The sequence below is a fragment of the Clostridium sp. CF012 genome (assembly GCF_018861755.1).
Classification (GTDB): Bacteria; Bacillota; Clostridia; order Clostridiales; family Clostridiaceae; genus Clostridium_AD.
The window spans coordinates 114143-140933 of sequence record NZ_JAHLEF010000005.1 but is presented as its reverse complement, the minus strand read 5'-3'; the positions used below and the strand labels follow the sequence as shown (position 1 = coordinate 140933).

General features: G+C 30.1%; 27 protein-coding genes. 17 read left to right on the top strand and 10 right to left on the bottom strand.

Annotation, left to right across the window (positions count from 1 at the left end; genetic code table 11):
- Positions 1 to 16: 16 nt before the first annotated feature.
- Together KPL50_RS07370 and KPL50_RS07365 are read right to left on the bottom strand one after the other, a co-directional pair.
- Positions 17 to 637, bottom strand: a complete 621-nt coding sequence (locus KPL50_RS07370; RefSeq protein ID WP_216297814.1) for a TlpA disulfide reductase family protein — start codon at positions 635 to 637, stop codon at positions 17 to 19.
- Positions 638 to 723: 86 nt separating this feature from the next.
- A complete protein-coding gene (locus KPL50_RS07365; RefSeq protein WP_216297813.1) occupies positions 724 to 1428 on the bottom strand; it encodes a cytochrome c biogenesis CcdA family protein in 705 nt (234 codons plus the stop codon).
- A 370-nt stretch (positions 1429 to 1798) separates the two neighbouring features.
- Here KPL50_RS07365 and KPL50_RS07360 point away from each other — a divergent pair, with 370 nt between their 5' ends.
- The 3 genes from KPL50_RS07360 to KPL50_RS07350 all read left to right on the top strand — a co-directional run bounded on the left by KPL50_RS07360 (position 1799) and on the right by KPL50_RS07350 (position 4479).
- Positions 1799 to 2722, top strand: coding sequence for a DUF2156 domain-containing protein (locus KPL50_RS07360; protein WP_216297812.1), 924 nt, complete (start codon positions 1799 to 1801; stop codon positions 2720 to 2722).
- A gap of 112 nt (positions 2723 to 2834) precedes the next feature.
- Positions 2835 to 3389, top strand: coding sequence for a GNAT family N-acetyltransferase (locus KPL50_RS07355; RefSeq protein WP_216297811.1), 555 nt, complete (start codon positions 2835 to 2837; stop codon positions 3387 to 3389).
- Between the two features lie 238 nt (positions 3390 to 3627).
- Entirely contained in the window at positions 3628 to 4479 is an 852-nt protein-coding gene (locus KPL50_RS07350; RefSeq protein ID WP_216297810.1) for a DMT family transporter, read from the top strand.
- 50 nt (positions 4480 to 4529) lie between these two features.
- Here the strand turns inward: KPL50_RS07350 and KPL50_RS07345 are convergent, their stop codons facing one another.
- From KPL50_RS07345 to KPL50_RS07335, 3 genes are all read right to left on the bottom strand, one after another.
- The gene (locus tag KPL50_RS07345) at positions 4530 to 5939 is read right to left on the bottom strand and encodes a HAMP domain-containing sensor histidine kinase (protein ID WP_216297809.1); all 1410 of its coding nucleotides are present in this window, start codon (positions 5937 to 5939) and stop codon (positions 4530 to 4532) included.
- A gap of 22 nt (positions 5940 to 5961) precedes the next feature.
- A complete protein-coding gene (locus KPL50_RS07340; RefSeq protein ID WP_216297808.1) occupies positions 5962 to 6657 on the bottom strand; it encodes a response regulator transcription factor in 696 nt (231 codons plus the stop codon).
- Positions 6658 to 6759: 102 nt separating this feature from the next.
- Positions 6760 to 7002, bottom strand: coding sequence for an SHOCT domain-containing protein (locus KPL50_RS07335; RefSeq protein WP_216297807.1), 243 nt, complete (start codon positions 7000 to 7002; stop codon positions 6760 to 6762).
- Between the two features lie 552 nt (positions 7003 to 7554).
- Between KPL50_RS07335 and KPL50_RS07330 the strand changes: the two genes are divergently transcribed.
- From KPL50_RS07330 to KPL50_RS07315, 4 genes are read left to right on the top strand one after another with little or no spacing between them, the layout of a single operon-like run.
- Positions 7555 to 7749 carry a hypothetical protein gene (locus tag KPL50_RS07330; protein WP_216297806.1) on the top strand — a complete coding sequence of 65 codons (195 nt, stop codon included), beginning with the start codon at positions 7555 to 7557 and terminating at the stop codon, positions 7747 to 7749.
- Positions 7730 to 7906: a hypothetical protein gene (locus tag KPL50_RS07325; protein ID WP_216297805.1), complete on the top strand. Its 177-nt coding sequence runs from the start codon at positions 7730 to 7732 to the stop codon at positions 7904 to 7906. Before KPL50_RS07330 ends, KPL50_RS07325 begins: the two co-directional genes overlap by 20 nt.
- Positions 7907 to 7917: 11 nt before the next feature.
- Positions 7918 to 8856 (top strand): type II toxin-antitoxin system PemK/MazF family toxin, encoded by a 939-nt coding sequence (locus KPL50_RS07320; protein WP_216297804.1) that lies wholly within the window; start codon positions 7918 to 7920, stop codon positions 8854 to 8856.
- A 30-nt stretch (positions 8857 to 8886) separates the two neighbouring features.
- Positions 8887 to 9039, top strand: coding sequence for a hypothetical protein (locus tag KPL50_RS07315; RefSeq protein WP_216297803.1), 153 nt, complete (start codon positions 8887 to 8889; stop codon positions 9037 to 9039).
- A 292-nt stretch (positions 9040 to 9331) separates the two neighbouring features.
- Here KPL50_RS07315 and KPL50_RS07310 read toward each other — a convergent pair whose 3' ends face one another.
- Positions 9332 to 10018 (bottom strand): DUF1287 domain-containing protein, encoded by a 687-nt coding sequence (locus tag KPL50_RS07310; RefSeq protein ID WP_216297802.1) that lies wholly within the window; start codon positions 10016 to 10018, stop codon positions 9332 to 9334.
- A gap of 451 nt (positions 10019 to 10469) precedes the next feature.
- Here KPL50_RS07310 and KPL50_RS07305 point away from each other — a divergent pair, with 451 nt between their 5' ends.
- Positions 10470 to 11168: a LiaI-LiaF-like domain-containing protein gene (locus tag KPL50_RS07305; protein ID WP_216297801.1), complete on the top strand. Its 699-nt coding sequence runs from the start codon at positions 10470 to 10472 to the stop codon at positions 11166 to 11168.
- 371 nt (positions 11169 to 11539) lie between these two features.
- Here the strand turns inward: KPL50_RS07305 and KPL50_RS07300 are convergent, their stop codons facing one another.
- Positions 11540 to 12505: a hypothetical protein gene (locus KPL50_RS07300; RefSeq protein ID WP_216297800.1), complete on the bottom strand. Its 966-nt coding sequence runs from the start codon at positions 12503 to 12505 to the stop codon at positions 11540 to 11542.
- 651 nt (positions 12506 to 13156) lie between these two features.
- Here KPL50_RS07300 and KPL50_RS07295 point away from each other — a divergent pair.
- Both KPL50_RS07295 and KPL50_RS07290 read left to right on the top strand, forming a co-directional pair.
- A complete protein-coding gene (locus KPL50_RS07295) occupies positions 13157 to 14548 on the top strand; it encodes an amino acid permease (protein WP_216297799.1) in 1392 nt (463 codons plus the stop codon).
- Positions 14549 to 14719: 171 nt separating this feature from the next.
- Positions 14720 to 15007: a hypothetical protein gene (locus KPL50_RS07290; RefSeq protein ID WP_216297798.1), complete on the top strand. Its 288-nt coding sequence runs from the start codon at positions 14720 to 14722 to the stop codon at positions 15005 to 15007.
- Positions 15008 to 15061: 54 nt separating this feature from the next.
- Here KPL50_RS07290 and KPL50_RS07285 read toward each other — a convergent pair whose 3' ends face one another.
- Entirely contained in the window at positions 15062 to 16165 is a 1104-nt protein-coding gene (locus KPL50_RS07285) for an AI-2E family transporter (RefSeq protein ID WP_216297797.1), read from the bottom strand.
- A 368-nt stretch (positions 16166 to 16533) separates the two neighbouring features.
- On the opposite strand from KPL50_RS07285, the gene KPL50_RS07280 reads away from it, so the two are divergent.
- From KPL50_RS07280 to glpK, 6 genes are all read left to right on the top strand, one after another.
- Positions 16534 to 17133, top strand: coding sequence for a 50S ribosomal protein L25 (locus tag KPL50_RS07280; RefSeq protein WP_216297796.1), 600 nt, complete (start codon positions 16534 to 16536; stop codon positions 17131 to 17133).
- A gap of 409 nt (positions 17134 to 17542) precedes the next feature.
- Entirely contained in the window at positions 17543 to 18913 is a 1371-nt protein-coding gene (locus tag KPL50_RS07275; RefSeq protein ID WP_290443210.1) for an MBOAT family O-acyltransferase, read from the top strand.
- Positions 18914 to 18924: 11 nt separating this feature from the next.
- A complete protein-coding gene (locus tag KPL50_RS07270; RefSeq protein WP_216297794.1) occupies positions 18925 to 19938 on the top strand; it encodes a hypothetical protein in 1014 nt (337 codons plus the stop codon).
- A 157-nt stretch (positions 19939 to 20095) separates the two neighbouring features.
- On the top strand, positions 20096 to 21538 hold the full coding sequence (locus KPL50_RS07265) for an MDR family MFS transporter (RefSeq protein WP_216297793.1): 1443 nt from the start codon (positions 20096 to 20098) through the stop codon (positions 21536 to 21538).
- An 884-nt stretch (positions 21539 to 22422) separates the two neighbouring features.
- Positions 22423 to 23481: a GerMN domain-containing protein gene (locus tag KPL50_RS07260; protein WP_216297792.1), complete on the top strand. Its 1059-nt coding sequence runs from the start codon at positions 22423 to 22425 to the stop codon at positions 23479 to 23481.
- A gap of 199 nt (positions 23482 to 23680) precedes the next feature.
- A complete protein-coding gene (gene glpK, locus KPL50_RS07255) occupies positions 23681 to 25171 on the top strand; it encodes a glycerol kinase GlpK (RefSeq protein WP_216297791.1) in 1491 nt (496 codons plus the stop codon).
- Here glpK and KPL50_RS07250 read toward each other — a convergent pair.
- Positions 25143 to 25373, bottom strand: a complete 231-nt coding sequence (locus KPL50_RS07250; RefSeq protein WP_216297790.1) for a hypothetical protein — start codon at positions 25371 to 25373, stop codon at positions 25143 to 25145. The two genes, glpK and KPL50_RS07250, sit on opposite strands and share 29 nt — an antisense overlap.
- A gap of 383 nt (positions 25374 to 25756) precedes the next feature.
- Between KPL50_RS07250 and KPL50_RS07245 the strand changes: the two genes are divergently transcribed.
- Entirely contained in the window at positions 25757 to 26323 is a 567-nt protein-coding gene (locus tag KPL50_RS07245; protein ID WP_216297789.1) for a class I SAM-dependent methyltransferase, read from the top strand.
- Positions 26324 to 26367: 44 nt separating this feature from the next.
- Here the strand turns inward: KPL50_RS07245 and KPL50_RS07240 are convergent, their stop codons facing one another.
- Positions 26368 to 26781 carry a hypothetical protein gene (locus tag KPL50_RS07240; RefSeq protein ID WP_253200497.1) on the bottom strand — a complete coding sequence of 138 codons (414 nt, stop codon included), beginning with the start codon at positions 26779 to 26781 and terminating at the stop codon, positions 26368 to 26370.
- Positions 26782 to 26791 lie beyond the last annotated feature (10 nt).

The window sequence follows — 26791 nt, the reverse complement described above, 5'->3', positions numbered from 1 at the left end:
AATTTGGAGTATATATTTATAACTTGCTAATATTATATTTCATTTGTTCTAGAGTCATACCACCTCTTACAGTGGACACGATATTACCTTTCTTATCAATAAAAAAAGAAGTTGGAATTGCGGAAATACTATATTGTGCTGCTACACTTTGATTTGAATCTAATAAAACAGTAAAGTTAAGTTTGTTGTTTTCCATAAAGGATTTTGCTGTGGCTTTGTCCTCACCAATATTTACAGCTAGGATAACTAAATCAGTGTCCTTTGTTGACCCATATAACTTCTCGATATCAGGCATTTCGTCTTTACAAGGACGGCACCAACTTGCCCAAAAATTGAGAAATACTTTTTTCCCTTTAAAATCACTAAGTGACACATCCTTACCGTTCAAATCTTTCAGTTTAAAATCTAAAGCTGCAATCCTATCAGAATCTGGACTTTTCACAGTGGAAGAGGGAGTGCCAGAAGCAGGATCTTTCTTAGTAGTTGTACTTGCATTTGGGTTTGCGCTATTGGTTTTAGAATTTTCGTTAGTAGTTAAGTCTAAATCCTTGGACTTGCTTTTATTGTAATCAACTACAGTATAAATGCTAATGCCAAATACTAAAATAATTACTAGGGGCCAAATTATTTTTTTCATTATTAATCCTCCAATCAGTTCAATTATAATATAGTGGTTCTCTATTATGGATGTTATAAAGCAAAATAAAGTCTTCTGAAATGCCCTTAAAAATTAAAAAAATCTAAATAACGGCTTAAAATATTCACTTTATTTGTAAAAATCAGTACACCCATTAAAAGTAATAGTATTCCACTTATAGTGGATATTACAGGTAAATATTTAAAAATAGCATTTTTGTGCTTTGTAAAACTACCTATAGCAAGAGCCGTTAAAATAAAAGGAACAGCAAGACCTAAGGAATATACTGAAAGCAGAAGAATACCTTTCGCTATGGTTTCAGAACTGCTAGCATATATAAGGATAGAAGATAAAATAGGTCCTATGCAGGGCGTCCAGCCAGCAGCAAAGGCCATGCCCATAAGTATAGAACCAAATTTACCACTAGCTTTATTAAAGGAGAAAAATCTTTTTTCTCTATAAAGTAGTTTGATTTTTAGTAGTCCCATGGTGTGAAGACCGAATATTATCATTAAAGAACCACTTATTTTTCTGAAAATAGTTTGATTTGAAATAAAAAGTTTACCAAGGGTTGTTATAGAAGCTCCCATTAAAATAAAAATAATAGAAAAACCAATGACAAATCCAAAAGATTTATATAATACATTTAATTTAGCTTTTTTATCATCTAATTCATTAATAGCTGTTCCCGTTATATAACTTATGTAGGCCGGCACTAATGGTAAAACACAGGGAGATAAAAAAGAAAGTAACCCTGCTGAAAAAGCTAGTATAAGAGAAATATTGTCCAAGTATGAGCACCTCCTAGAATATTGAAAAATCAAATTAAGTGAAATATTACATGGTTTCCTTTAACAATATGATATCATAACAATATGATATATCATAGTATTGAGATATATCATATTATTACATTATACAAATAACAAGATACAAAATTATAGCATAATATAATATTGTAGTATACTGTATTTATATTTAAAAATGTGGCTAATATAACTACAGAAAAAAAATTGTACTATGCTATCATCGTAGGTATACATTTGGTAACTATGGTTCATATAAGTATCTACTTGCAAAAAATGAACAAACAGTATAAAATTGTAGATGAACGTAAAAATATGATGATATTTATGGTATATCCTAAGGGGAAAGGTTGATATGATGATTTTTAAAAGACTTACAATTGAAGACAAAGATACTTTGGAAAAATTTATATATCCATATAAATTTCTAAGTTGTGAATATTCTTTTACAACTTTATATATATGGAGAGAGGCTTGTGATATTTGTTTTACTATTCATAAAGGGGCTCTAATAATAAAGAAACAGGATTTTGCAGGAAGATACTATTTTATGCAGCCCTTGGGCTACAGTACGGAAAATCTAAAAGAAATAATAGATGCACTAATGGATTATAAGACAGAAAACAATATGCATTACTTATTCAAAGATCTTGATGAAGGGTTTATGGAAGAAATAAGTAACATATATGATGATGTTAGGGATATTTGTATAAAAGAAGATAGAGATAATTTTGATTATTTGTATGAAGCTGAAAAACTTATAAAGCTTTCTGGTAAGAAGCTCCATGGTAAAAAAAATCATTATAATTCTTTTATAAAGAAGTACAAATATGAAGTTAAAGACATTAAAGAGGAACACGTGATAAGTGATGTAATACAAGCTGCAGAAAAATGGTATGAAGGTAATGAAGATAATGATGATAAGCTTTATTACGAATTACAGGGAATAAAGGATGTCCTGGAAAATTTGAAAATAATAGATATTGAGGGTATTGCTGTTTATGTAGATGAAAAGATAGTTGCGTTTAGTTTGGGAGAAAAACTAAATGATAATTTGGCAGTAATTCATATAGAAAAGGCAGATATGGACTATAGTGGAGTATACAGTTTTATAAACAAAACTTTTATTGATAGATGCTTTAGTGATGTTAAGATAATTAATAGAGAACAAGACCTAGGAATTGCAGGTCTACGAAAATCTAAACTATCTTATCAACCTTTCAAATTAGAGAAAAAATATATTTTTAATTTTTCTAAATGTCTAGTTAGTGATGTCTAATAAAATGGACTAGCGTATAGCTAGTCTATTTTTTCGAATGATGATTTAACCATATTTTAGCACCCTAGGTGATAATTTAATATGGAATTAAAGCTAAAGGGAAGGTAATATTATGAAAAATCTTTTGGTTGGGGAAAAAATAATGCTTACGGCAATAAATGAAGAAGATGTTTTAGAATTTCAAAGGTGGTACAACGATGCGTCCTTCATGCGTCATTACGATATAGTAAGTGCAATTCCTAAAACAATAGAAGATGTAAAAGAGTTAGTTAGTGAAGTGAGAAAATCTAATACAGCTTATATTTTTGCTGTGAAAGATCTTCAGCAAAAGGAGCTTATTGGGGTTACAGGATTTGAAGATATATCTTGGAATAATGGAACCGCTTTAATATATATAGGAATTGGAGGAGAAAAACATAGGGGATGTGGCTATGGAAAGGAAGCTCTTAAACTAACTATAGAGTTTGGCTTTGACGAACTGAATTTCCATAGAATACAGCTTACTGTACTTGAATACAATGAACCTGCTATAAAGCTATATGAGAAATTAGGCTTTAAAAGAGAAGGGGTATATAGAGAGTTTATTCATAGAGATGGCAGACGGTATGATATGTATTTATATGGAATACTAAGATCTGAATGGGAAACCTTAAGCAGCATAAAATAATAAGTATGAAAAACAACACAAAGAATAAAAAAACACAGTAGAGCAAGTATAAAATCTACTGTGTTTTTATGTTATAAGCGAAAGGTTAAAAACTGTAAATGCTATTTGAACTTTGAAGGACTTTCAATATATTTGTAGAATAACTTTTATAATAAGGTAGGATTATTATAAAAGTTATTCTATGAATACTTTAAATATGAGAAGTTAAAGAAAAATAAGACAAGGAAGGAGCAATTATGTGAATATAAAAAATAAAAACTTAGCACAAATACACTTAGCTGTCTTTTTGTTTGGAATAGCAGGATTATTTGGAAAATTACTTTCATTGTCTCCTATGATAATTGTACTGGGAAGAGTTTTCTTTTCAAGTGTTTTTTTATTGATTATTATGCTTTTTCTTAAGAAAGACATAAAACTAAAAGTAAAAAAGGATTATCTTTACCTTACAATAATGGGACTTATATTAGCCGTTCACTGGAGTGCCTTTTTTAAGTCCATTCAGGTGTCAACAGTAGCAATAGGGCTACTGATATTTTCTACATTTCCTGTTTTTGTTACTTTTCTTGAACCCTATTTTTTTAAAGAGAAAATTGTGATGAGAGATATTGTAATTGCAATTATTACACTACTTGGAGTAGCACTTGTAGTTCCAAAGTTTCAACTAGGCGATAATTTAACACAGGGGGTTCTGTGGGGAGTACTTTCTAGTTTCACATATGCAATTCTTTCAATGCTTAATAGAAAATATGTGAAAGAATACTCAAGCGTAGTGATAGCTTTTTATGAACAATTCGTAGCTACACTTGTATTAATTCCTTTTATATTTTTGTTAAGACCTACATTTAAACCTACGGATATATTATTACTAATTTTACTAGGTATTGTTTTTACTGCTATATCTCACACATTATTTATTAATGGTTTAAAAAGTGTTAAAACACAAACAGCAGGAATTATTTCTAGTTTAGAACCAGTGTATGGCATTATTTTTGCGCTACTTATCATTGGAGAGGTACCGACTGTAAGAGAAATTCTAGGCGGTATTATTATTTTAGGAACTGCTTTTTATTCAACTATAAAATCACAATAATTCTACATATTATTGTGATTTTAAAATGCTTATATATGATATTATTTATATTAATCTATTGAACACAGTAATGATTTAGGCAATTCAATAATAAAGGTTGAGCCTTCTCCAACTTTACTTTCCACAAATATTTTACCATTATGTGCTTCTACGAGTGCTTTTGTAATAGTAAGACCTATGCCGGATCCACCAGAATCCTTATTTCTAGAAACATCGCTTCTATAAAATCTTTCAAATAGATAAGGTAAGTCTTTCTCGTCAATACCTAGACCCGTGTCCACTACTTTTATAACAATATGATTTACGGTGTCTTCCAATAGGATTTGGACTTGGCCACCTTTATTTAAGTAGTTATAAGCATTAGTTAGAAGGTTATACATAATTTGTTTAAGCTTATCTTTGTCCATTGAAACAGCTATATTATCTGAAAGGGTAGAAGTAAGTGTAAAACCGCTTTTACTATATAACAACTGGAAGTTATTAATAATTCCACTTAACTCGTTGGATAAATTAAATTTTGTTTTATTTAAATTCAAATCAGCTTGCTCGAGTTTTGCAAGATTACGTAAATTATCTACTAGCTTTGTTAGCCTATCGATTTCCTCAGAAAAAACTTCTAGTCTCTCTTTGGTGGGTTCCCATACCCCATCAAGAATGGCCTCAACGTGTGTTTTAAGTGTTGTAAGGGGGGTTCTTATTTCATGAGCCATATCAGAAGTAAATCTCTTTCTAAGCATTTCTTGCTGGCTTAACGTCTCCGCTAAATAGTTAATTGAATTTGAAAGTTCGTGGATTTCCTTTGTTTTTGTCTTTATAGAACATCTAACATCTAGGTGACCATCTCTCATTTTATTAGCGGTAGAAGTAATTTTTATTAGGGGGGTTGATATCTGTTTTGAAAGAATAATGCTTATGAATAGCCCAATAAGTAATGCAATAAAAGCTGATAACATAAATGATTGATTTAACGTCTTAGTAAAGGTTAATGCAGCGTTAGTTAAGTAGGAGGTGCTGAAGTAGCCTGCTACTAAATAACCAACAGTATTACCATTTTTAAGTAGGGGATGCTTTGCTTCTAAATATTCTCCCAGGTTATTATTAGAGCTTTGATGCATCATGGAATCCATCATTGACCCACCCTTGCTTCTGTTTTGCAAATGTGTGCTACCAGAGGAAAAAATTAAGTTGCCTTTTATATCTTTAATTTGTATAAATAGTTCTTGTGATACTGCATATCTTTGAATTTCATCTTTATTTAAATCAGAATATCCATTAGTACCAGTATATAAATCCTCTACAATTTTTACTATACTTTCAATCTTTGATGTATGTTCATCTACCAGATATCTATTAAACTCTTTATCAATCCTGTAATTGGATATAAGACTTGTTATAAGAATAGAGGTAATAATAGCTAAGAGAAAGCCTAAAGAAAGTTTTTTTGTTAAGGAAATTTTCATCTGTTCCCTCCTAAAATTATAATTAGCCTATAAATTTATACCCAAGTCCATAAATTGTAATAATATATATGGGTTCTTTGGGAATATCTTCAATTTTTTGTCTGATGTTTTTTATATATGAATCGACAGTTCTATCAAATCCATCGTAATCAATGCCAAAAGCTTTGTCTACTAACTGTTCCCTAGAGAATACCTGGCCAGGGTTTGTAAGTAAGGCTACTAATACTTTGAATTCATTGGTGGTGAGATTTACAGGGAGACCATGTTTTTTTACAAGGATTTTTTTAACATCTATTTCTAAATCATTGTTATTAAAGGTTAAATAATCAGCTAAGGGGGAAGAGTCTCTATAAGTCCTTCTTATAAGTGCCCTTACTCGAACTACAAGTTCACGGGTACTGAAGGGCTTTGTTAAGTAGTCATCTGCACCCATAGTTATACCATCAATTCTATCATCCTCATCAACTTTTGCAGTTAACATGATTATTGGAACATCCGAAGTGGCTCTTATTTTACTACAAACTTCCTCTCCAGATATCTTAGGAAGCATTAAATCTAAAATTATTAGATGGATAACTTCGTTATTAAATATTCTTAATGCAGACTCACCATCTAGTGCAGTAACTACTTGAAAACCATCCTTCTCTAAATAAGCCCTTACTACCTCTAGAATTCTTTTTTCATCATCTACAACTAAAATTTTTTTTGCGTCTTTCATAGGTTTCACCTCAAAGTTTATTAAATATTAATACTATTATATCCTTAAAATAAGCTATATCAAATAAGTATGTTTATTAATAAGAAAAACTAGAGATTTTCTCTAGTTTTTCTTATTAAGTACAGTTTTTCTATTAATATATTCTTCTTCGCTAATTTCTCCCATAGCAAATTTTTCATCTAACATTTTTAATGCACTTCGTGAGTGGGTAGCATATTTCTTGTATAGTTTAATACCTACAAACACTAAAGCAGCGAATATCAATAGTCTTATACCCATCATTAGAAACAAACCACTTCCACCAGAAAAACAAGAAGCGCCAGGGCCATAACCTCTACCAAACATAATATTTCCTCCCTTTACTCAATTACTCATTTACACTATTTACTATAATTAAATAATAGCATTTAATTATGGAGGAATTATGGAGAAAAATAAATCCATAGTTAATTAAATTTCCACCTATAATGAGCATGTATAGGAGATGTAAACCAAGAAAGTTTCTTTGTGCTAGCATGGGGTTTGGTATTATGAATAATATTCAAAGTGTTTACATATAACCGATTAAACATAGCATTTAAGTCGTTTTAAGATGTTATAGAGATGTGAATTTTCTTGAGGTGAAGTCAACACCATGCGATTGAAAAATGTAAGGAACACATCAACGACGGTTATAAATGGGTTATTGCTATTGACATATCTAAGTATTTTGATACTATAAATTATGATAAACTCATGTCCATAATGTTGGAACTTATATCTTGCTAGATTATGTAAATAAGTGTAAACTAGATAGTGTAGAGCCTTCCAAAGAAGGTTTATATATTTATAAGCAAATAAATTGGTAATAGGTTAAAGAAGTTCTTAGAAAACTAAATAAAAAATAGGGGGATTATTATGTTAAACGCAAAAATGATTAATGGAGAAATCAAGTTCATTAAGGAAGAGGTTGGAGGGTTAGCAACATATGAAGATATATTAAATAGAGCATGTGAGGTTGGAGATGTTCCGGAAGGGTTCATAAGAGTTGTTGAAGGTGTAGTAATAGCAACCGAAGAGGGTGAAATAGACCTTGTTAGATTCAATAACTAAAATATATATTACCGAAGAAGGTAAAATTACTCTAAATACAAAGCTGGGTTTTGTAGATGCAGGATTAAATATGTTGGAATGGATGCTTGAAAAAGAAAGGCAAGGGATTTTCTTAAATTACATTGGCGTTGCCAAACGGTTGAAAATTATATATTAAGGGGAGTTAAAATGAGTACAGGTTTTTTTAGAAATGACATATGGACTTGCAATATAAAAGAAAGTTATAAAAATGTAATTGCAGGTAAACACCCTGTTATCATTATCTCTAATTTTAAGCATATTCTAAAAAGTGATACTATAAATGTACTTGGATTAACTTCTAATTTAAATAGAAACTCCAAGAGTCACGTTAAAATTGATGGTTATGGATTAGATATGGAATCAAGAGTTTTATGTGAACAAATTATAACTGTGAATAAATCAGATTTATTAAATAAAGTTGGACATGTGGATAATGTCAAAATGTTTGAGATTAATAATTGCTTAAAGCAACATTTACAATTAGATAGTAGATATAAAAATTTAGAATCAGAAGATTTAGAAGAATTATTTTTCATGGGGGCAGGAAAAATGGATTTACAAAGAGAATTAAATATATTAAAAAGTGAAATTAAAACTGCTTATTTAAAAGAAGATAATTATAAATGTATGGAGTTACTTGATGAACTCATTGAAAAATCAAAAACAAATTCATTCCTGTGGTTTGGATATTACTCTAAAAGCTTGATATATATGCGATATAACGATATGGAAAATGCGTTAATAAATGCAAAAGAGAGCCTTAGATATGTAAATGAAGTTGATATAATGCAACAGGACTACAGTTTGAGCATGTTTTCCGTTGCTAGGTGTTATCAGGAGACAGATATAAAGAAAGCAGTAGGAATATATAAAACTCTTAGTCAAGTATATAGGGAACTTACTAATGATAAGCTCAGAATTGGGGTATTGTACAATATCGCAAGGTTACAACATAATCTCAAAGCTATGGAACGATTAATTGGAATAGTTGAAAAAACAAATGCTAATGATTGGTATTTTGACATAACAAAAGATGCCTATTTAAAAGGTTTAAAAGGGGAATTAGATGCTGTGAAAGGCATTTAATATATAAAAGGAAAAGGAGAAATGATTAACATGAAAAAGACAAACATTTTAACCCTAGTCCTATCAGTAGTAATACTAGGAGGAGCATTTATAAATATAGTAACAAGTGCAAAAACTGTAACACCGTTAAAACCTGACATAATTACGGTATCTCCAAATCGCGTAGACCCTCCTATGCCATAAGGTTACAATTTGAAAAACATATAAGGGTGCAATTTATGGTTGTACTCTTTAGCACTATGGGAATCTAAGGCCCTACGAAAACTATATGCATTAATAAAGATGTATTATCAAGGGTTAGTTTAATAACAATAAATAAGGTATAGGGATTTTTTCCTTATACCTCTTTTTTCTCTTTTTGTAATTAGATTAATGTAGATGATAATTGGTGTATATATTAATCTAATTAAAATATACCTTGAAAATAACATAAAAAATGTGTTTTGATGAATATCAAAATATTGAAAGTATTTTACTAATTAAATTTCCACCTATAATGAGCATGTATAGGAGATGTAAACCAAGAAAGTTTCTTTGTGCTAGCATGGGGCTTGGTATTATGAATAACATAGGGAATACCGTCTTTATCTCTTTTATCAGAAATAATACCAACGTGCTCGTAACCTTTTGTGAATACCACAATATCACCAGGTTGCCACTCTTTTAAATTTTCCTGATTTCTAGATTTAACTTCAGTGGTTAGACTTAGGAGGTATCTGCTAAAAAACACATCTTGATTAGGTACTCTTCTAAAGTCAATATTAGGGTCAGGTTTGAGCTGTACTCTAGGGTAAAGTTTAGTATTGCTTTTTATGTCCTCATCAATAAGATCTTTTAAATTAATGTCAGCAGCTTTAAATCCTCTCCAAATAACGTCGGTGCATACTCCTTCACTTTCAGGTGGGTATCCGCCACTATAATAATTACTAATATACTTTGTTTTACGCTTAACTTCATTATTAGCGCCATTAACTATATCTAATACATCTGCAACTCCATTTTTGTTGTTATCAACTTTTGAAAAATTTTCGGATACTTGAAATTTGGGTTTGAAAATGTTGAAAATATATTCAATAATAAGTTGCTTATATGGAATAAATAGATAAATGGAAGTTAGGATTAAAAATATAATTATTAAAATAAAAAGAGACTTTTTTTTCATATTATCACCTTTCTTTGATAGAGGATACTGATTAAGAAGTAAATATTATGAAGATTTGTTTCCATAATTGATGGAACTCTTTCTACAACCTCAATAGCTTTATTCATATATAATTACTCCAATTTTTTGATAATTATAAAAATATGAACTAATATACTAATTATAACCATTTTAGATTTAACTTCAAGTGATAATTTAAAAAAATCACATTGAAATAACAAAATAATTGGCAGCATGGTTGACTATAATTATGAGGATTATTTTATAAAATGAAAAACTAATGAAGAAATCTACTAGAGAAGATAAGAAAACTATAGCAATTAATTTTGTATTAGTACAAAAAACCATATAATGGTATAATGAGATGCATATAATTTAAATATATAAAATTCAAAGTGCATAGCAGTTAACAACGGTTATGTATCTATAAGGAATACTGGAGGGGATTATTTTGAAGAGTAAATTTTATTTGGGAATCATCTTTATACTAATTGGAATTGGAGCATTATTTCAACAACTAGGACTTTTTCATTTAGGTAACCTAATATCAATGTGGTGGCCACTTATACTAGTAGGAGCTGGAATAAGTCAGTTAAGTAAAGGACCTGTTTCTAAGACTTCAGGTATTACATTAGTAGTTATTGGTGTATTACTTCAATTGAAAAAGCTTGATATCATTACAGTTAGTCTGATGAGATTTTTTTGGCCTGCAATAATTATAGCTATTGGTGTATCAATGCTCGTGCCTAAAACCTTAAAAAAAGAGAATCATGAATTTAGTAAAAGCGAAATTGACGAGGATGTGGTGGATAACTTAGCGCTTTTCTCAGGTGTAAAAACAAGAAATATATCTAAAAACTTTAGGGGGGGGAGTCTTGTTTCTCTTTTTGGAGGAATTGATTTGGATCTTCGAGATGCTTGTATTTTAAATGATGGTGCAAGAATAGATGTAACGGCTGCTTTTGGTGGAGTGAACATAATAGTTCCTCCTGAATGGAAGGTTATAGTAAAAGGCATTCCTATATTCGGAGGATGGTCCAATAAAACTAGAGGCAAAAATTATGTTAATCCAGAGGCACCAGTTTTAACTTTGCAATGTTTTGTAGCTTTTGGAGGGGTGGATGTAAAAAACTTAGATAGGAATAATTAAGTAGCAAATCCTCCTGCGTGCCTTGCAATAAGAGCTATAAACTTGAAATTCCATTAAGAAATTCTAATCTTTTGCTCATATAAAATCCTCTACCGCTCACATTCGCCGTCCTGGCAGGCTTACGAGGATTTTACATTCGCAAAAGAAGAATTTCTAAATGGAATTTAATAGTTTCTTCGCTTCTTATTGCAAGTCACTCCGGAGAAAATTCACATTGAAAGTAACTGTGACTTAAGAAAAACCTATATTATATATTAACACTCCTACATGCTTTCACCTCTATGATTATAAATTACAAAATCAGTTAACGTTTTTCATTCAAGTTATAGCCTTTTTTACTAAAAGTAACCGTGCTTGGGGGGGAATAATATTTACTCTTCATTCAAGTTGTAGTCTATTGCGATTTCAGTCATCATTTTACTTAATGTTGAATTTTTAATCTTAGAATTGTTGTCTTTATATTTTTTCTTGTAATCTTTTTCTCTACTTAATACACTTCTTAAAATTTCTCTAAAAGCCTTGTAATCTTCGGAAGTCTTATCTACATTTTTAATTTCTTTAAGAGCTTCAATAAAATTATTTTTGTTGCCACTATACAGAAAACCACTTATATTCTGAGATAATTTTAATGCTTCATTAAAATCTTCAAGGTATAGTTCTAGTAGTGGATAATCATACAAATAATCAAGCCCTAAGGTTCTAGCCTTATTGAAACACCCTTTAGCACCATTAAAGTCTTTAAGCCTTAAATATATATCAGCTAAATTTGAATATTGCTCTTCTTTAATATCTTCTTTAGGTAGTTTTAAAATCTGTTCTATGGCCCATTCATAATTATTTACTAAGCCATCTTCGTTTGTAAATTGCGCTAGATTCTGGTTGTTCATCTTCTCAATATCAAGGGTATAACTTGTATCAGCTATTTTTTGATTAATTGGAAAAGCACCACTGCTTCCCACTAAATTAATTGGATCATACATAGTTGTTATATTTACATAATAATACGCAGCTCCTTCAACCTTTTCCCACTTAATATTTACCTTATTATCTTGAGGGTAAGTTATTCCTTTTGGCTTTATATTTATAGGTGGTACGAAGTTGAAATTTAATTCTTTGTGTTCATTTTCAGAAAGGTATATAATCCTATCTATGCCAATGTTATTCTGATAAACTGTTCTGTTTTTAGCTAATAGTATTAAAGGAATATCTAATTCAACGTTATACTCTCCCTTAGGTAAATTAGAAATTGAGTAATTACCTTCGGCATCCGTCCACAGTGGGTATCCTTTTTCAGTACTGCTAAAAGTATTTAAACCAATAAATCTACTATCTCTCAAATTATAATATTTTGCCTTTCATTATTCTGTTTTCCATAATACTCAGTAGCCTTTTCAAAATTCATCTCAGAAGAATAAATAGCATAAAGCAGAGTATAAACATCACCTATATAATACTAATATTCAAAATTCGAATATTAGTATATCCTTGGAGTTTTTTATCCATTCTCATACTATCTGTTATTATAAATGTTGATAAGGTAGAGCTAATAAATATGACTAAGCAAAATGTATAAATATAAGAAACTGGTACTTCTATTCTCCTATTTAGAAGCTGAGGCAATTTTTCATATAAGGTTTTTGGTTTTTTAACTGTTATTTTAAGAAAAAAGTTGCAAAATCAGTGTTTTAATTTTAAGATGTTCGTATTTCCAGATAGGTATGATGAGAATAATAAAAGAATTATTGAAATATTTAGAAAATTTAAAAAATTATATCGTTTTTTTAATAAAAATATGATATATTAATATATATTTATATAATTACTTGATTTAATAATGGTAATAACAATTATACAACTAACATATGAGATTGAATTAAGGAATATATATAATTAGATATATTTATTTATAGTTTACAAGTTTTATGGACAACCATTTATTTGTATTGCTATAGTATAATGATTTATTCACAATAATAAGGGGGCGTATTATGAGTAAAGTCAATGACATTAACGATTCAGGAAACGTGAAGTTAAAGAGGGAGCTTGGTCTTGCTGCTGCAACTGCTATAGTTGTAGGTAACTGTATAGGTTCAGGTATTTTCACCTCTGCTGCATCACTAGCTGCTGCATCAAATCCTAAAACTGCTATGATTGCTTGGGTAATTACAGCTATCGGATCACTACTAATTGCATTAAGTTTTGCTAGTCTAGGAACAGCTATGCCAAGAACAGGGGGGCCTATTGTATATACTAGAGCTGCCTTTGGAGATTTTGCAGGATTCTTAATTGCGTGGACCTATTGGATAGGTGCTTGGGTTGGAAACGCCGCCATTATAACTGCCTTTATGCTTTATTTCACATACTTTTTCCCAGGGGCAACAACTCCAATAATGGCGTTTTTAATTACTTCAGTTGTATTGTGGTTTTTCACTATCGTAAATATTCTTGGTGTTAAAGGAGCCGGTATGGTTAGTATTGTAACAACTGTGCTAAAACTAAGTGCTCTAGTAGTATTTGTAGTAATTGCAGGTTCAAATTTTAATCCTGATATGCTGAGTACAGTATCTAGTGCGGAAGTTTCAGGAATGAGTACCTTACCAGCAGCAATTGCAATCGCATTATGGGCTTTCGTAGGAATTGAAAGTGCAACAGTTCCTGCAGGGGAAATTAAAGATCCTGAAAAAAATATTAGAAAAAGCACAATATATGGTACTTTAATTGCAGCAGCTGTATATTTAATTGTTTCAGTAGTTGCTATGGGTGTTCTAGATCAGGAAACTTTAGCTGGTTCAAAAGCGCCTCTTGCGGATATAATTAACGCGGCAACTGGTGGAACTTGGGGTGGAAACTTTATAGCAATAGGTGCTATAATATCCACACTAGGAGCTACTTCAGGATGGGTATTAACCACTGCTAGAAGTGCTTTTGGCGCTTCTCAGGATAAATTATTTCCAGAAGTATTTGGGAAAATACATCCCAAATATAAAACTCCTGTTGCTTCACTTGTAATAAGCGGTGTTGCAGCTAATATACTTCTTATATTAAATTACGTAGGTTCATTAAATGCTGCATTTAACTTTATGATATTACTTGCTACATTGGCATTTTTACCTGCTTATTCTTTTTCGGTGGCAGCAGATATAGTTCTTTTAAAGAAGCATTCATCAGATTTTAATGTTTGGAATTTCTTGAAGAATTCTTTTGTAGCATTGCTTGCTTTTGCATATTCTTTATATGCAATTTATGGAACAGGTTCACAGGTTGTAATGTATGGGTTTCTACTTATGCTACTAGGTATTCCAGTATACTTATACATGATGCTTCAAAACAATAAAAAAGACAAAAAAGTTGATGGATTAAGAAAAGACATGCAGGCATAGATCTTTGACTAATAGATAGAAATGAAAGAGGAACGCCCTTGTAATTTATAAAATTACAAGGGCGTTTTTGTATTGCTTTAATAGCTCTTCTTATTAAGTAGGTATAAACTTAGGTGTGAGTTCAATTTTTATGTTATAATTTAATAGGGCTAGAATTAGGAGGCAAAAAGAATGGCAAATATATTGATGTTTTCAAAAAAACAATTAGATAAAACACTAAAAAATTTCGCGAAGAATCAAAGCACAGGGTCTAATGACACAGCTGAGTGGATAAGACTCATAAATGATTTTATATATGAATTTGGGTTAAAGTCTGAAGTTAATGAAGAAGATAAACTTTCTATAACAACCAATAAGGAAGAGCAAGTTGTAATTGAAAAAATGATGTATGTGGTAGAAGGTACAAAAACTTCACTTACTTATATTTTTGATGGTAATATTACTTATATAGAAGAGTAATCAAAAAAGTACGAAATATTTCGTACTTTTTTTTATTAAACCATATAATTATACTTATTGAATATCTTTACCTTCAGTTCTTTTATTCATAAATTCTTCCAACAAGATCTTTATTAAAGCTATAGTGGGAACCCCAAGCAACATTCCTAAAATTCCAAAAAGCCCTCCACCGAGAACAATCCCTAGTATTATAAGAAGTGGACTAATTCCTACCTTATCTCCAATAATTTTTGGTTGTATGAACCATCCATCAAGATTACTTAAGGTTATAATAAATAGTACTAATTCTACAGATTTTATGGGGCTAAAGAATAATGTTATTGCAGCAGCTGGGATCATTCCCATAATGTTTCCAAAGTAAGGGATCATATTTGTCACTCCTATTACTAAACTAAAAGGCAGTGCATAAGGTATTTTTAATATCATAAACCCTATAAAAGTAATAATACCAAAGATAATGGAATCGATTATTTTTCCTACAAAATATTTTTTAAAAGTAGAATTAACTATTTTTAAAAAATCAAGTAACTTAAGAGCATGGGTTTCACTAAAAATAGAATAAATGAATTTTTTGAAATTAAAGATAATGGACTCTTTATCAATCAAATAGTAAATTGAAATTACAATCCCAGACAGTAATTTTATAAACAGTGAACTTAAACCCATTAGGTAATCAATTATCACTTGTAAACCTGGGGCAAAATATGTTGATATTTCTTTATTAAAAGTAGTAAGGTAATTTTTTAAGTAAGAGGTAATATCAAATTTATTTAATAGTTTATTTTCAGATAGAATATTAGTAGACCACTTATATGATTTATCTGCAAATTCTGGAATGTTATTAAATAAATCAGCGGCACTTTTAATAACACTAGGGGTAACCAAAGTGATTATTAAGAATATTAACCCTATAAATAATGTATAAATTATTCCTATACTATAAATTCTTTTTATTTTTGTTTCCTTTTCAATATATACCATAAGTGGATTAAGTAAATAAGCTATAAAGAAACCCCAAATAAAATAAGTAAGTAAAGAAGATATTTTATTGAATACTGAACCAATGCTTTCAAGATTATTTATTATTCTAAAAAGAAGAAAAGTGATTATAATCATTGGGATAAGCTGTATAAAAGGTATTTTTTTATATCGAAACAATGTAATTCCTCCAATCAATATCTATAAATATAAGTATATCAGTTTGTGAAAATAATTGAAGCGTTATATTAACGAAGATCAAAGTTTTTAATTGATTAATGTTATTATTATTATTATATTCCTTTTTATACTAAAAAAATGATAAAATATTGAATAACTTCTCTTTGCTATTATGTGCTATAATATAAATATGTTTTAATTACTAATGTTACCTTTTGAGTAATGACGCTGGTTTTTTTATTTGGTTATAAAAACAAAATAATATAATATGAAAATTATTATCGGTAACATATGTATGCAAAAGAATAAGCAAAAGGCTTTATAGGCCAAAGAATGGCTTTGTAAGCCAAGAGGAGTGTATTATTATTATGGAAAAAGTTATTTTAGATGCATTTGAAAGAATTCCAGGAAATAAAAAATTTAAAGAAGACGGTTTTATTGCAGGCGTAATTTATGGCGATAAGATCAAGGAAGCAATTCCTGTAAAGTTTGAACTTGTACCACTAAAAAAGATTCTTGGAAAACATGGTTCTAATGCGAAAGTATGGGTTAAATACGGAGAGGACAAGAAATTTGGATTTGTAAAAGCAATCCAAAGACATCCTGTATCAGCAATAATTAACCATATAGACGTACAAATTGTTTCTTTAGATCAAGAAATAAAGTTGCAATTACCTTTATCTTTTAAAGGTGAAGCTAATCTTTTAGATAATCAACTTCAGTTACAGGTTCAAAAATCCGACATAGATGTTACTGGAATTATGGCTTTAATGCCAGATGCAGTAAGCGTTGATGTGGCAGAAAAAAAACTTGGAGATACAATTACAATAAAGGATTTTGATTTAGATAAGAAAATAAAAATCACTGATGAAGAAGATCAAGTTTATGCAGTTATAGTACAAGTAAAAGAACAAGTTGCAGAAGATACTACTGATGAAGCGGTTGCTGAACCTGTAGTTGAGGCTTAATTAGAGCATTTATCTAATATAAACAATATATAGCTAATAAGAATGTTGATGAAAATTGTATTTTCATCAACATTCTTATTTTTTTTATAAATTATGGATAGAGATAAAAAGTGTTGTTCATAAATTATTATCACATATGACATTTGTCTGTCACAATAAAAGTATATTATAAGAACATAGATACGCCTAAATAAATATTGGAGCTAGCACTGACTTGAAACTAGTGTTTTTTTAGAATAAAAAAATGTATTATGCCTATGGATATCATTTTACATAGAAAGAAGGTATATGGATGCAATTTACGTCATTTAATTTTTTTGCTTTTTTCTTAATTATTTCTACCCTATATTTTATAATTCCACATAAGTTTCGATGGGTTTGGCTTCTAATGTGCAGTTACTTATTTTATATGAGAGCCAATCCTAAATATATAGTATTTATAGCAACATCTACTATCATTACATATTTAACTGGACTATTAATAGAAAATGCAAATAAAATAAGCAATGAAAAAAGAGCAATGAAACTAAAGAAATTCTGGGTAATTTCAAGTTTTTCTAGTAATTTAGGCATTTTGTTTTTGTTTAAGTATTATAATTTTTTTAATGTTAGCTTGGTGCGGGGATTAAATATATTCGGCATTTCAATTCATATGCCATTATTTAGATATCTGTTGCCCTTAGGGATATCCTTTTATACTCTTCAAGCTCTAAGCTATATTATAGATGTTTATAGAAAAGATGTAGTGGCAGAGAGAAATTTAGGGAAATTAGCTCTATTTGTATCATTCTTTCCACAAGTTGTGGCAGGTCCTATTGAAAAATCTAAGAATATGTTACATCAGTTTGATGAGAAACATGTTTTTGATTATGAGAGAGTTAAAAACGGTCTTTTGTTAATGTTATGGGGCGTTTTTGTGAAAATAGTAGTATCAGATAGGTTAGCACTACTAGTTAATACTGTCTATAGTAAGCCTAATAATTATAAAGGATTTACTATTTTAATAGCTACAGTATTTTTCACTTTTCAAATCTACCTTGATTTCATGTCTTATTCAGATATAGCAAGAGGCGCGGCTCAGGTTTTAGGTTTTAAAATAACTAATAATTTTAAGCAACCTTACTTGTCAAAATCAATAAAAGAATTTTGGAGTCGCTGGCACATTTCACTTACTAGTTGGTTTAAAGATTATTTGTATTTCCCCCTAGGTGGAAATCGACGTGGTAAATTAAGAACTTATTACAACATTATGATTGTATTCTTAGTAAGTGGTCTATGGCATGGCGCTACTTTTAATTTTATAGTTTGGGGAGGACTTCATGGGCTTTATCAGATTACAGGATATCTGACTAAACCCATTAAAGAAAAGGCTATAAAATCTTTTAAAATTAACACCGAAGCATTTAGCTTCAAGTTTCTTCAAGTAATAACAACTTTTATGCTTGTTAACTTTGCATGGATATTTTTTAAAGCTGATACATTTTTAAATGCTTTAAGAATAATTAAGAACTCTTTTTACTTTAATCCACGTGTATTTTTGGATGGTTCTATCTTTAAATTAGGATTAGACTCAAAAGAATTTATAATTGCAATTGTTGGTATATTTTTAGTTATAATAGTAGATCTTATGCAAAAAAAATGGAATCTGCGAATTCAATTATCTAAACAAAACATAATATTTAGATGGACTATATATATATCTGTAATTGTAGTTATCTTAATCCTCGGAATGTATGGACCGGGATATAGTATGAAACAGTTTATTTATTCACAATTTTAGGAGGACAACCCATGGTTAAAAAAGCATTTTTTAAAGGGTCTATCTTTGTTATTATAGTATTGCTAATTGTTTCAATGCTTAACTCTATTTTTATCTTAAAAACAAATCATCGCGCGAAACTATTACAAGGGATATATGCTAATACAGACGACCAATTGGATGTTGTTTTATTAGGTTCAAGCCATATGAATAGTGGAATAAATCCTAATGAACTCTGGAATAAGTATGGTATAACAAGCTTTAACTATGCCACTGGCGGACAACCAATAGATGTGACCTATTATATACTGAAAGATGTTATAAAAAACCATAAAAATCCAATTGTTGTAGTGGATTTATATTATTTAGGTTTAACTGACAAATTTGGTGCTGAGGGATATGTAAGAAATGCTTTAGATAACGTAAAATTTTCTTTAAATAAAGTAGACGCTATTATTAATTCTACACCGCGATACCAATGGGTTGACTATTTTTTTCCCATTTTAAAATATCATGATCGTTGGAAAGAGTTAACAAAAAATGATTTTGAATTTGACACTGCAGATGCTTATTATGAAAAAGGATTTAAAGCTGGTATTGAAAAGTATGGAAAAGAAAGTACTTCAGATATTTCAACAACAGAAATGGTAGATCTTTCACCTAAGTCAGAAGAATATCTGAATAAAATTATTGATCTATCTAAAAAAGAAGGGTTCAAATTAATTTTTACCACTACTCCTCATGATTATAATAGTACATCTACAAATAAGAGTTGGGAGAAGGAACCTGCTAAGATGTTTAATAAGATAGCAGAGATTTCAAAAAACAATAACATTCCATTTATTAATTATAACAAAATATTTGATGAAATGGGATTTGACTTTAAAACAGATATGTTTAATATAGGTCATTTAAATATTTCTGGTTCTAATAAAATTACTTTGAAGTTAGGTGAATTTCTAAAAGAAAACTATACCTTAACTGACCATCGCAAGGATGTAAAATATAAAAAGTGGCAATCAGATTATATCCGTTATTCACAGTAATAGCAGGTCCTATACTAAGTAATTGTTAGTAGAGGGCCTGTTTTTTAATTTACTGTGCAAATTTTATGGATTAATGATACAATAGCCTTTGCTGTTTATTTTTTGTATACATTAAATATAGGCATTAATCATTATAATGAGGGAAGTGACACAAAGTATGGAATCAAAAAAAACGAGTATAGTCATTGCATTAATGGTGTCAATGTTTCTCGCCGCTGTAGAGGGAACAGTAATAACTACTGCCATACCAACTATAGTTAAAGAATTAAATGGGTTTGAGCTTATAAGTTGGGTTTTCGCTGCTTATCTATTGACATCAGCTATTTCGACGCCAATATATGGAAAATTATCTGATTTATATGGAAGAAAAAATATTCTTTCAATTGGAATAATAATTTTTTTACTGGGAAGTTCTCTTTGTGGAATATCACAAAATATGTACCAGCTTATAGCATTTCGTGCAGTTCAAGGATTGGGAGCGGGAGCAATATTTACGGTTACCTACACTATCGTGGGTGACATTTTTACTGTAGAAGAAAAACCAAAGGTTCAAGGATGGTTAAGTACAGTATGGGGAATAGCAAGTTTAATGGGACCTTTTTTAGGTGGGTTTTTAATAGAAAATCTTTCGTGGAATTGGATTTTCTTTATAAATTTACCCTTTGGAATAATCTCTATAGTACTTTTACAAAAAAACTTAGTTGAAACTTTTGAAAGGAAAAAACATAAGATGGATTATGTAGGTACTTTACTATTTTCCCTTGCAATTATAACGTTTTTACTAGGCAGTTTATCTGGTGAAAAAAATAATATTATAGTAGCTTTAGTAGTTACAATGGCATTATTGATCTTATTTTACTATGTGGAGAAAAAGGCAGAGGAACCCATTATACCTTTTGAAATTTTTACGAAAACTAGCACTATTGTAAATTCCATAAGCTTTTTAGCTTCAGGAATTTTAATAGGTGTGGAGGTTTACTTACCTATATATATGCAAAATGTTTTGGGATTTGGGGCTACAGCTTCTGGAGTTTCTATGGCACCTATGTCCATTTCATGGCTATTATCTTCATTTGTTTTATCTAAAGCTATTCCTAAATATGGTGAAAAAATAATCATTGGTATATCTACTTTAATTTTGATTATTAGTTGTGGATTACTAACTACTTTAACTATTAAATCTCCAATAATGTCAGTTATAATTTCTGGGTTTATCATGGGATTTGGTTTTGGGGGAGCGTTTACTACATTAACAATAATGGTACAAGCGTCTGTAGGATATAGTAAAAGAGGCGCGGCCACAGCAGTAAATGCACTAGTACGTACCTTAGGTCAAACTATAGGAGTTAGTATGTTTGGAATCATATTAAATACTAATATAGTTAAATATTTTAATAATTTGGGAATTAAGGGTATACAACCAAGTAATTTATATTCTCAGACCACCGCTTTAAGCAGTGGAGTAAGTTTGCAGCAAATAAAACTATCCTTAAATTCAGGACTTCATGTAGTATTTATAGCATTTATCATAATTGCTATAATTTCACTGATACTTTCTTTTAGATTTGATGCAAATTCAAAATATAGCATTTTAGAATAAAAGGATATATTTTGTTAATATTGATTCAAATGATAGTAAGCTAAAGTGCTTGAAAGGAAGCCTCCTCAAGGGGGAGGCCCTTTTTTTTTTGACCGAATTGCAGATGAAAAATGCTCATTGTAACAGCTATTAGAATATGAAACCTAATAATTGTCAGAATAATTCACCAATTATTCATAATATTAATTAGTAATAACTATTGACATAGTAAAAAAAGGGAAGTATACTGATGTTACACAAAGAAGAAAGCTTTCAATTCAGAGTGTAAGGTTAAATATTAAAAAGTATTAAAAAACATTGAAAAAATCTTAAGAACGAAAGGGTGTGGCCCAAAAATTAATAATATTAAAAAACCATTTATTATAATTGAAAGTGGGGTGGTTACACCAGGAAAATCAATTTAAACTGATTTGTATATTTAAAAAAATTAGTTGAAAATTGCTGAATCAGCATAGACAAGAAACTTAATTCATAAGTAGTGGAAAAAATATCGATTAGGCCTATAAAAGATACTTTGATCCATTGCTAACATTAATAAAAAATAATTTGAAGTTACCCGTACCAGATTAAACCTTAAGAGTTTAATATCAACAATATTAGAATCATTATTATTTATGAGCGGGAAATTAGTTAGGAGAGAATCATTGAAAGAAGAATTTATTAGGAAATAGAAGCTAAACCCATCGGGATTAATATATGGGGAATTAGCTTCTATTTTTTTAGCGCCTTCAAGTGTTTCAACTTTATTTTTGTTGAAATATAGTCAAATACTTTAACTTTAGCGTGAACTAATATAGTGAAAAATTCGTATATAAAGTGATATTGGAATAAAAGATTAAAAGATGTATAATAATATTAAAATGAGACTTAAAGGAGGTAAAAAAATGAAAAAACTTCTGATAATTATTAGCTTGATTTTTTCACTTGTATTTCTAAGCAGTTGCACAGATAAGAAGGTTGTTGTGCCTGTTATAGAGAAATCAGTTCCAATAGTTACTAAGCTGCCACTTACTATTAAAGATTATTTTTCCTTTAATGAAAACTCCCAATATGTGTATGAGGGTAAAGGAAATGAATATGCTGCATTTAATGTTTTTGTGGATTATTTAGCAGAAAATCGTGTGCAACTAAGAACTAATAATGGTGGTACAGAAGTGGTTAAAGTGCTAGAAAATAAAGATGGAAAATTGACTATGCAGCTATCTAGAGCTGAATGTTATTATAGAGAGAATTTAACCCAAAGTCCTAGTAGTAAGGAAGAAATTTTGTTAAAAGAGCCACTAATAAAAGGAACCACTTGGACACTCTCTGATAATAGGAAAAGATATATTTCAAATGTGGATGTAGAAGTGACTACGCCTTTAGGTAAATATAAAGCACTTGAGGTTACTACAGAGAATAAAGAAGGAAAGAACTTAGATTATTATGCACCAAATGTTGGTTTAGTAAAAACAGCATTTGTTTTAAATAGTGATGAGATTACCTCTTCCTTAAGCAAGATAGAAAAGGATAAAGCATTTACACAAACAGTAAAATTTTATTATCCAAATGCAAATGACGATAAGTTATATTTCGTAAATAAGCAACTTTCTTTTAAAACTAATGATATAACAAAAATGATTTTTGAAAGTGCTTTTAAGGATTTACCTAAAGAAGATTTGGGCAAGGTGCTTGGACCTAATGTCAAAATAAAAAGTCTCTATCTAAATAAGGATAATAGGGTTTACGTGGATTTCACAAAGGAATTAACTAGTGAAATGAATGCAGGGTCCGGATATGAAGGCATGATTTTACAGTCTATTACAAATACATTGGGCGCATATTATGGTGTAGATAGTGTTTATATAACAATAGAAGGCAGCCCTTACTCTTCAGGACATATAATGATGAAAAAAGGTGAGTCTTTTACTGTAGATTATAAGAATAGTGTTGAATTAAAATAAAGAATAGTGACTAAAGGAAACCATTTACATTGCAAAAAATCTAATAATAAGTTATACTTATCCTATTAATAGATAATAAATGGCAAAGAATATGAGCCGCGTTATTATAAAGTGTTATACTTTATTTTGATGTGGCTTTTTTTATGTATTAAATTGTAAACGGTTCAATATGACTAATTTAAAAAGGGAGTTTTTCACAATGGCTAAATATATAATGGCACTAGATCAAGGGACAACAAGTTCAAGATGTATTCTATTCGATAAAAAGGGACTTATTGTAACATCTGCACAAAAAGAATTCACTCAAATTTTCCCGAAAGCAGCTTGGGTAGAACATGACCCAATGGAAATATGGTCAAGTCAAATTAGTGTTGCAACAGAAGCAATGGCTAAAATTAATGCTACGGCGTCTGATATAGCAGCAATAGGTATTACAAATCAAAGAGAGACCACCGTGGTTTGGGACAGGCGAACAGGAGTCCCAGTATATAATGCAATTGTATGGCAATGTAGAAGAACAGCAGAAACTTGTGATGAATTAACTGAAAAGGGCTTTGATAAAGTAATAAGAGCTAAAACGGGATTGATTTTAGATGCTTATTTTTCTGGAACAAAAATAAAATGGATATTAGACAATGTAGAAGGCGCTAGAGAAAAGGCAGAAGCAGGTAATTTATTGTTTGGTAATATAGATACATGGTTAATTTGGAATTTAACAAAAGGAAAAACATATGTTACAGACTATTCAAATGCTTCAAGAACATTACTATTCAATATTCATAAACTTACATGGGATGAAGAAATTTTAGAAACCTTGAACATACCAAAATCAATGCTTCCAGAAGTTAAACCTTCTAGTTGTGTTTATGGACATACAGATGCTTCCTTGTTTGGAGGAGAAATTCCTATTGCAGGAGCAGCTGGAGATCAACAAGCAGCCTTGTTTGGACAAACTTGTTATGCACCGGGAACAGCTAAAAATACATATGGTACAGGATGTTTCATGCTTATGAACACAGGGGACAAGGCAATTGAATCTTCGCAAGGATTACTTACTACTATTGCTTGGGGGATAGATGGAAAAGTCGAGTATGCACTTGAAGGGAGTGTATTTATAGCAGGAGCAGCTATACAATGGTTAAGAGATGAGCTTAGAATGATTGATAATGCTGCAGATTGCGAAGAATATGCAAATGCAGTAGAAGATACAAATGGAGTATATGTTGTTCCTGCTTTTGTTGGACTTGGAGCCCCTTATTGGGATCCTTATGCAAGAGGAACAATAGTAGGGCTTACAAGAGGAGCAAAGAAAGAACATTTGATAAGAGCGACTCTCGAAGCGCTTGCTTACCAAACACACGATGTTTTAAAAGCAATGCAAGAAGATTCGGGAATTACACTTACAGAACTTAAAGTAGATGGAGGAGCTTGCTCAAATAATTTCTTAATGCAGTTTCAATCTGATATTTTAAACGTTCAAGTAGACAGACCAGTAGTTACAGAAACTACAGCACTGGGCGCAGCTTATCTTGCAGGCCTTGCAGTAGGATATTGGAAGAGCAGAGATGAAGTATCGAAGCATTGGGCAATATCAAGAAGTTTTAAACCATCTATGACAGAGAAAAAAAGAAAAGAATTACTTCATGGATGGCATATAGCTGTTAGGAGATCAGGTATAAAGCTTGAATAGGGTGGAATAAAAAATACCCACAATAACTGTCATCTACTTTGACATTCTTGCGGGTATAAGAACCTTTTCCTTTTTTGATCTTTTGAACTCCTGTGCCTCTTCCAATTTCACTGGATTTAAATTTTCTTCTATTTAAATTCAGTTTGTTCATGTCAATTGTGAAGGACATACCTTGAATTAATTGTTTTTTAGACTTCTTCATATGAATCATCCTTTCATTTTGTATTTATTATATAGTATGATAAATTGGATACAAAATCAATAGTTTTTTTAAAATTCAGCAATTGAGCTGGATTTTTTTTGCATCAAAATTGAAATTATAAATGCACTAAGGATAAACATATTTAAAGATAAATAATACTTCTCTAATATACCCCCAGTGGTATATTCTGAAGTAATAATAGTAAACTTTGATGAAGGCTGTAGCAATAAAAGCATTGGTTATTGTATAGTCTTAGAATCTGGTGTACAATATGTCCTGTAAATACAATATCAGATACAGTTATTGAAAAAACAAGCCTCAAAATATATGTTCATCTGTGAATAATAAAAATAAAAAATCTATTACACAAAGGAAGGGTTAAAATGCATAAGTTTAATATTAAAAATATAGAAAAATTAGATAATCCGGAAAGAAGAAGAAATATGCCACCAGAAGAAACACTTTTAAAATTGAAAGTGGAGGATAATGGTACGCTATTAGATGTGGGCTGTGGTATAGGATATTTTACAGTGCCAGCTTCTAAGCTTCTTAAAAATAATAAAGTTATTGGCATAGATATAGTTCCGGAGATTTTAGATTTTGCCAAGGAAAAAGCAGAGGGAATAAATAACATAGAATTTAAAACCTGTGAAGAATATGTTTTTCCAGTACAAAGTGATTCAGTTAAATATGTACTTATTAGCAATGTTATTCACGAGGTTGAGGATGTAGCAAAATACTTTGATGAAGTTTATCGAGTATTAAAAGATGATGGCTACTTTTTAATAATAGATTGGGCTAAAACAAAGATGGAGTCAGGGCCTCCCATTCAGGATAGAATATCTGTAGATGAGATGATGATGTTATGTAGTAGCGCAGGATTTAAAGTAATTGAAGCTATAGATGTATCGCCTACTCAATATGGTTTAAGATTAGAAAAACAAAAATAATTTTAAAAAATTAAGGCAGGATTATCATCCTGCCTTAGTTTTTTTTATTTCATAGCACCTTTATTTGCTACTGATTGTTGATTTAATTTTTTTGTTTCTTCTAAAGTAGAATTATTAGTGCTACTACTCATATTAGACATAGCAGCATTTGAAACACCACTAGTACCTGAATTTGAACCTGATTGATTATTTAATTGTTTTGTTTCTTCTAAAGCAGTAGCATCAGTGCTGATACTCATATTAGACATATTAGCATTAGCAGTACTATTCATACCGGAGTTTGAAGCACCACTAGTAGCTGAATTTGCAACTGATTGTTGATTTAATTGTTTTGTTTCTTGTAAAGTAGCAGGATCACTAACGCTACTAGTCATACCAGAGTTTGAAGCACCACTATTGCCCTTATTAGTTACTGATTGGTTATTTAATTTTTTTGTTTCTTCTAAATTATTATTCATAATTTTCTCC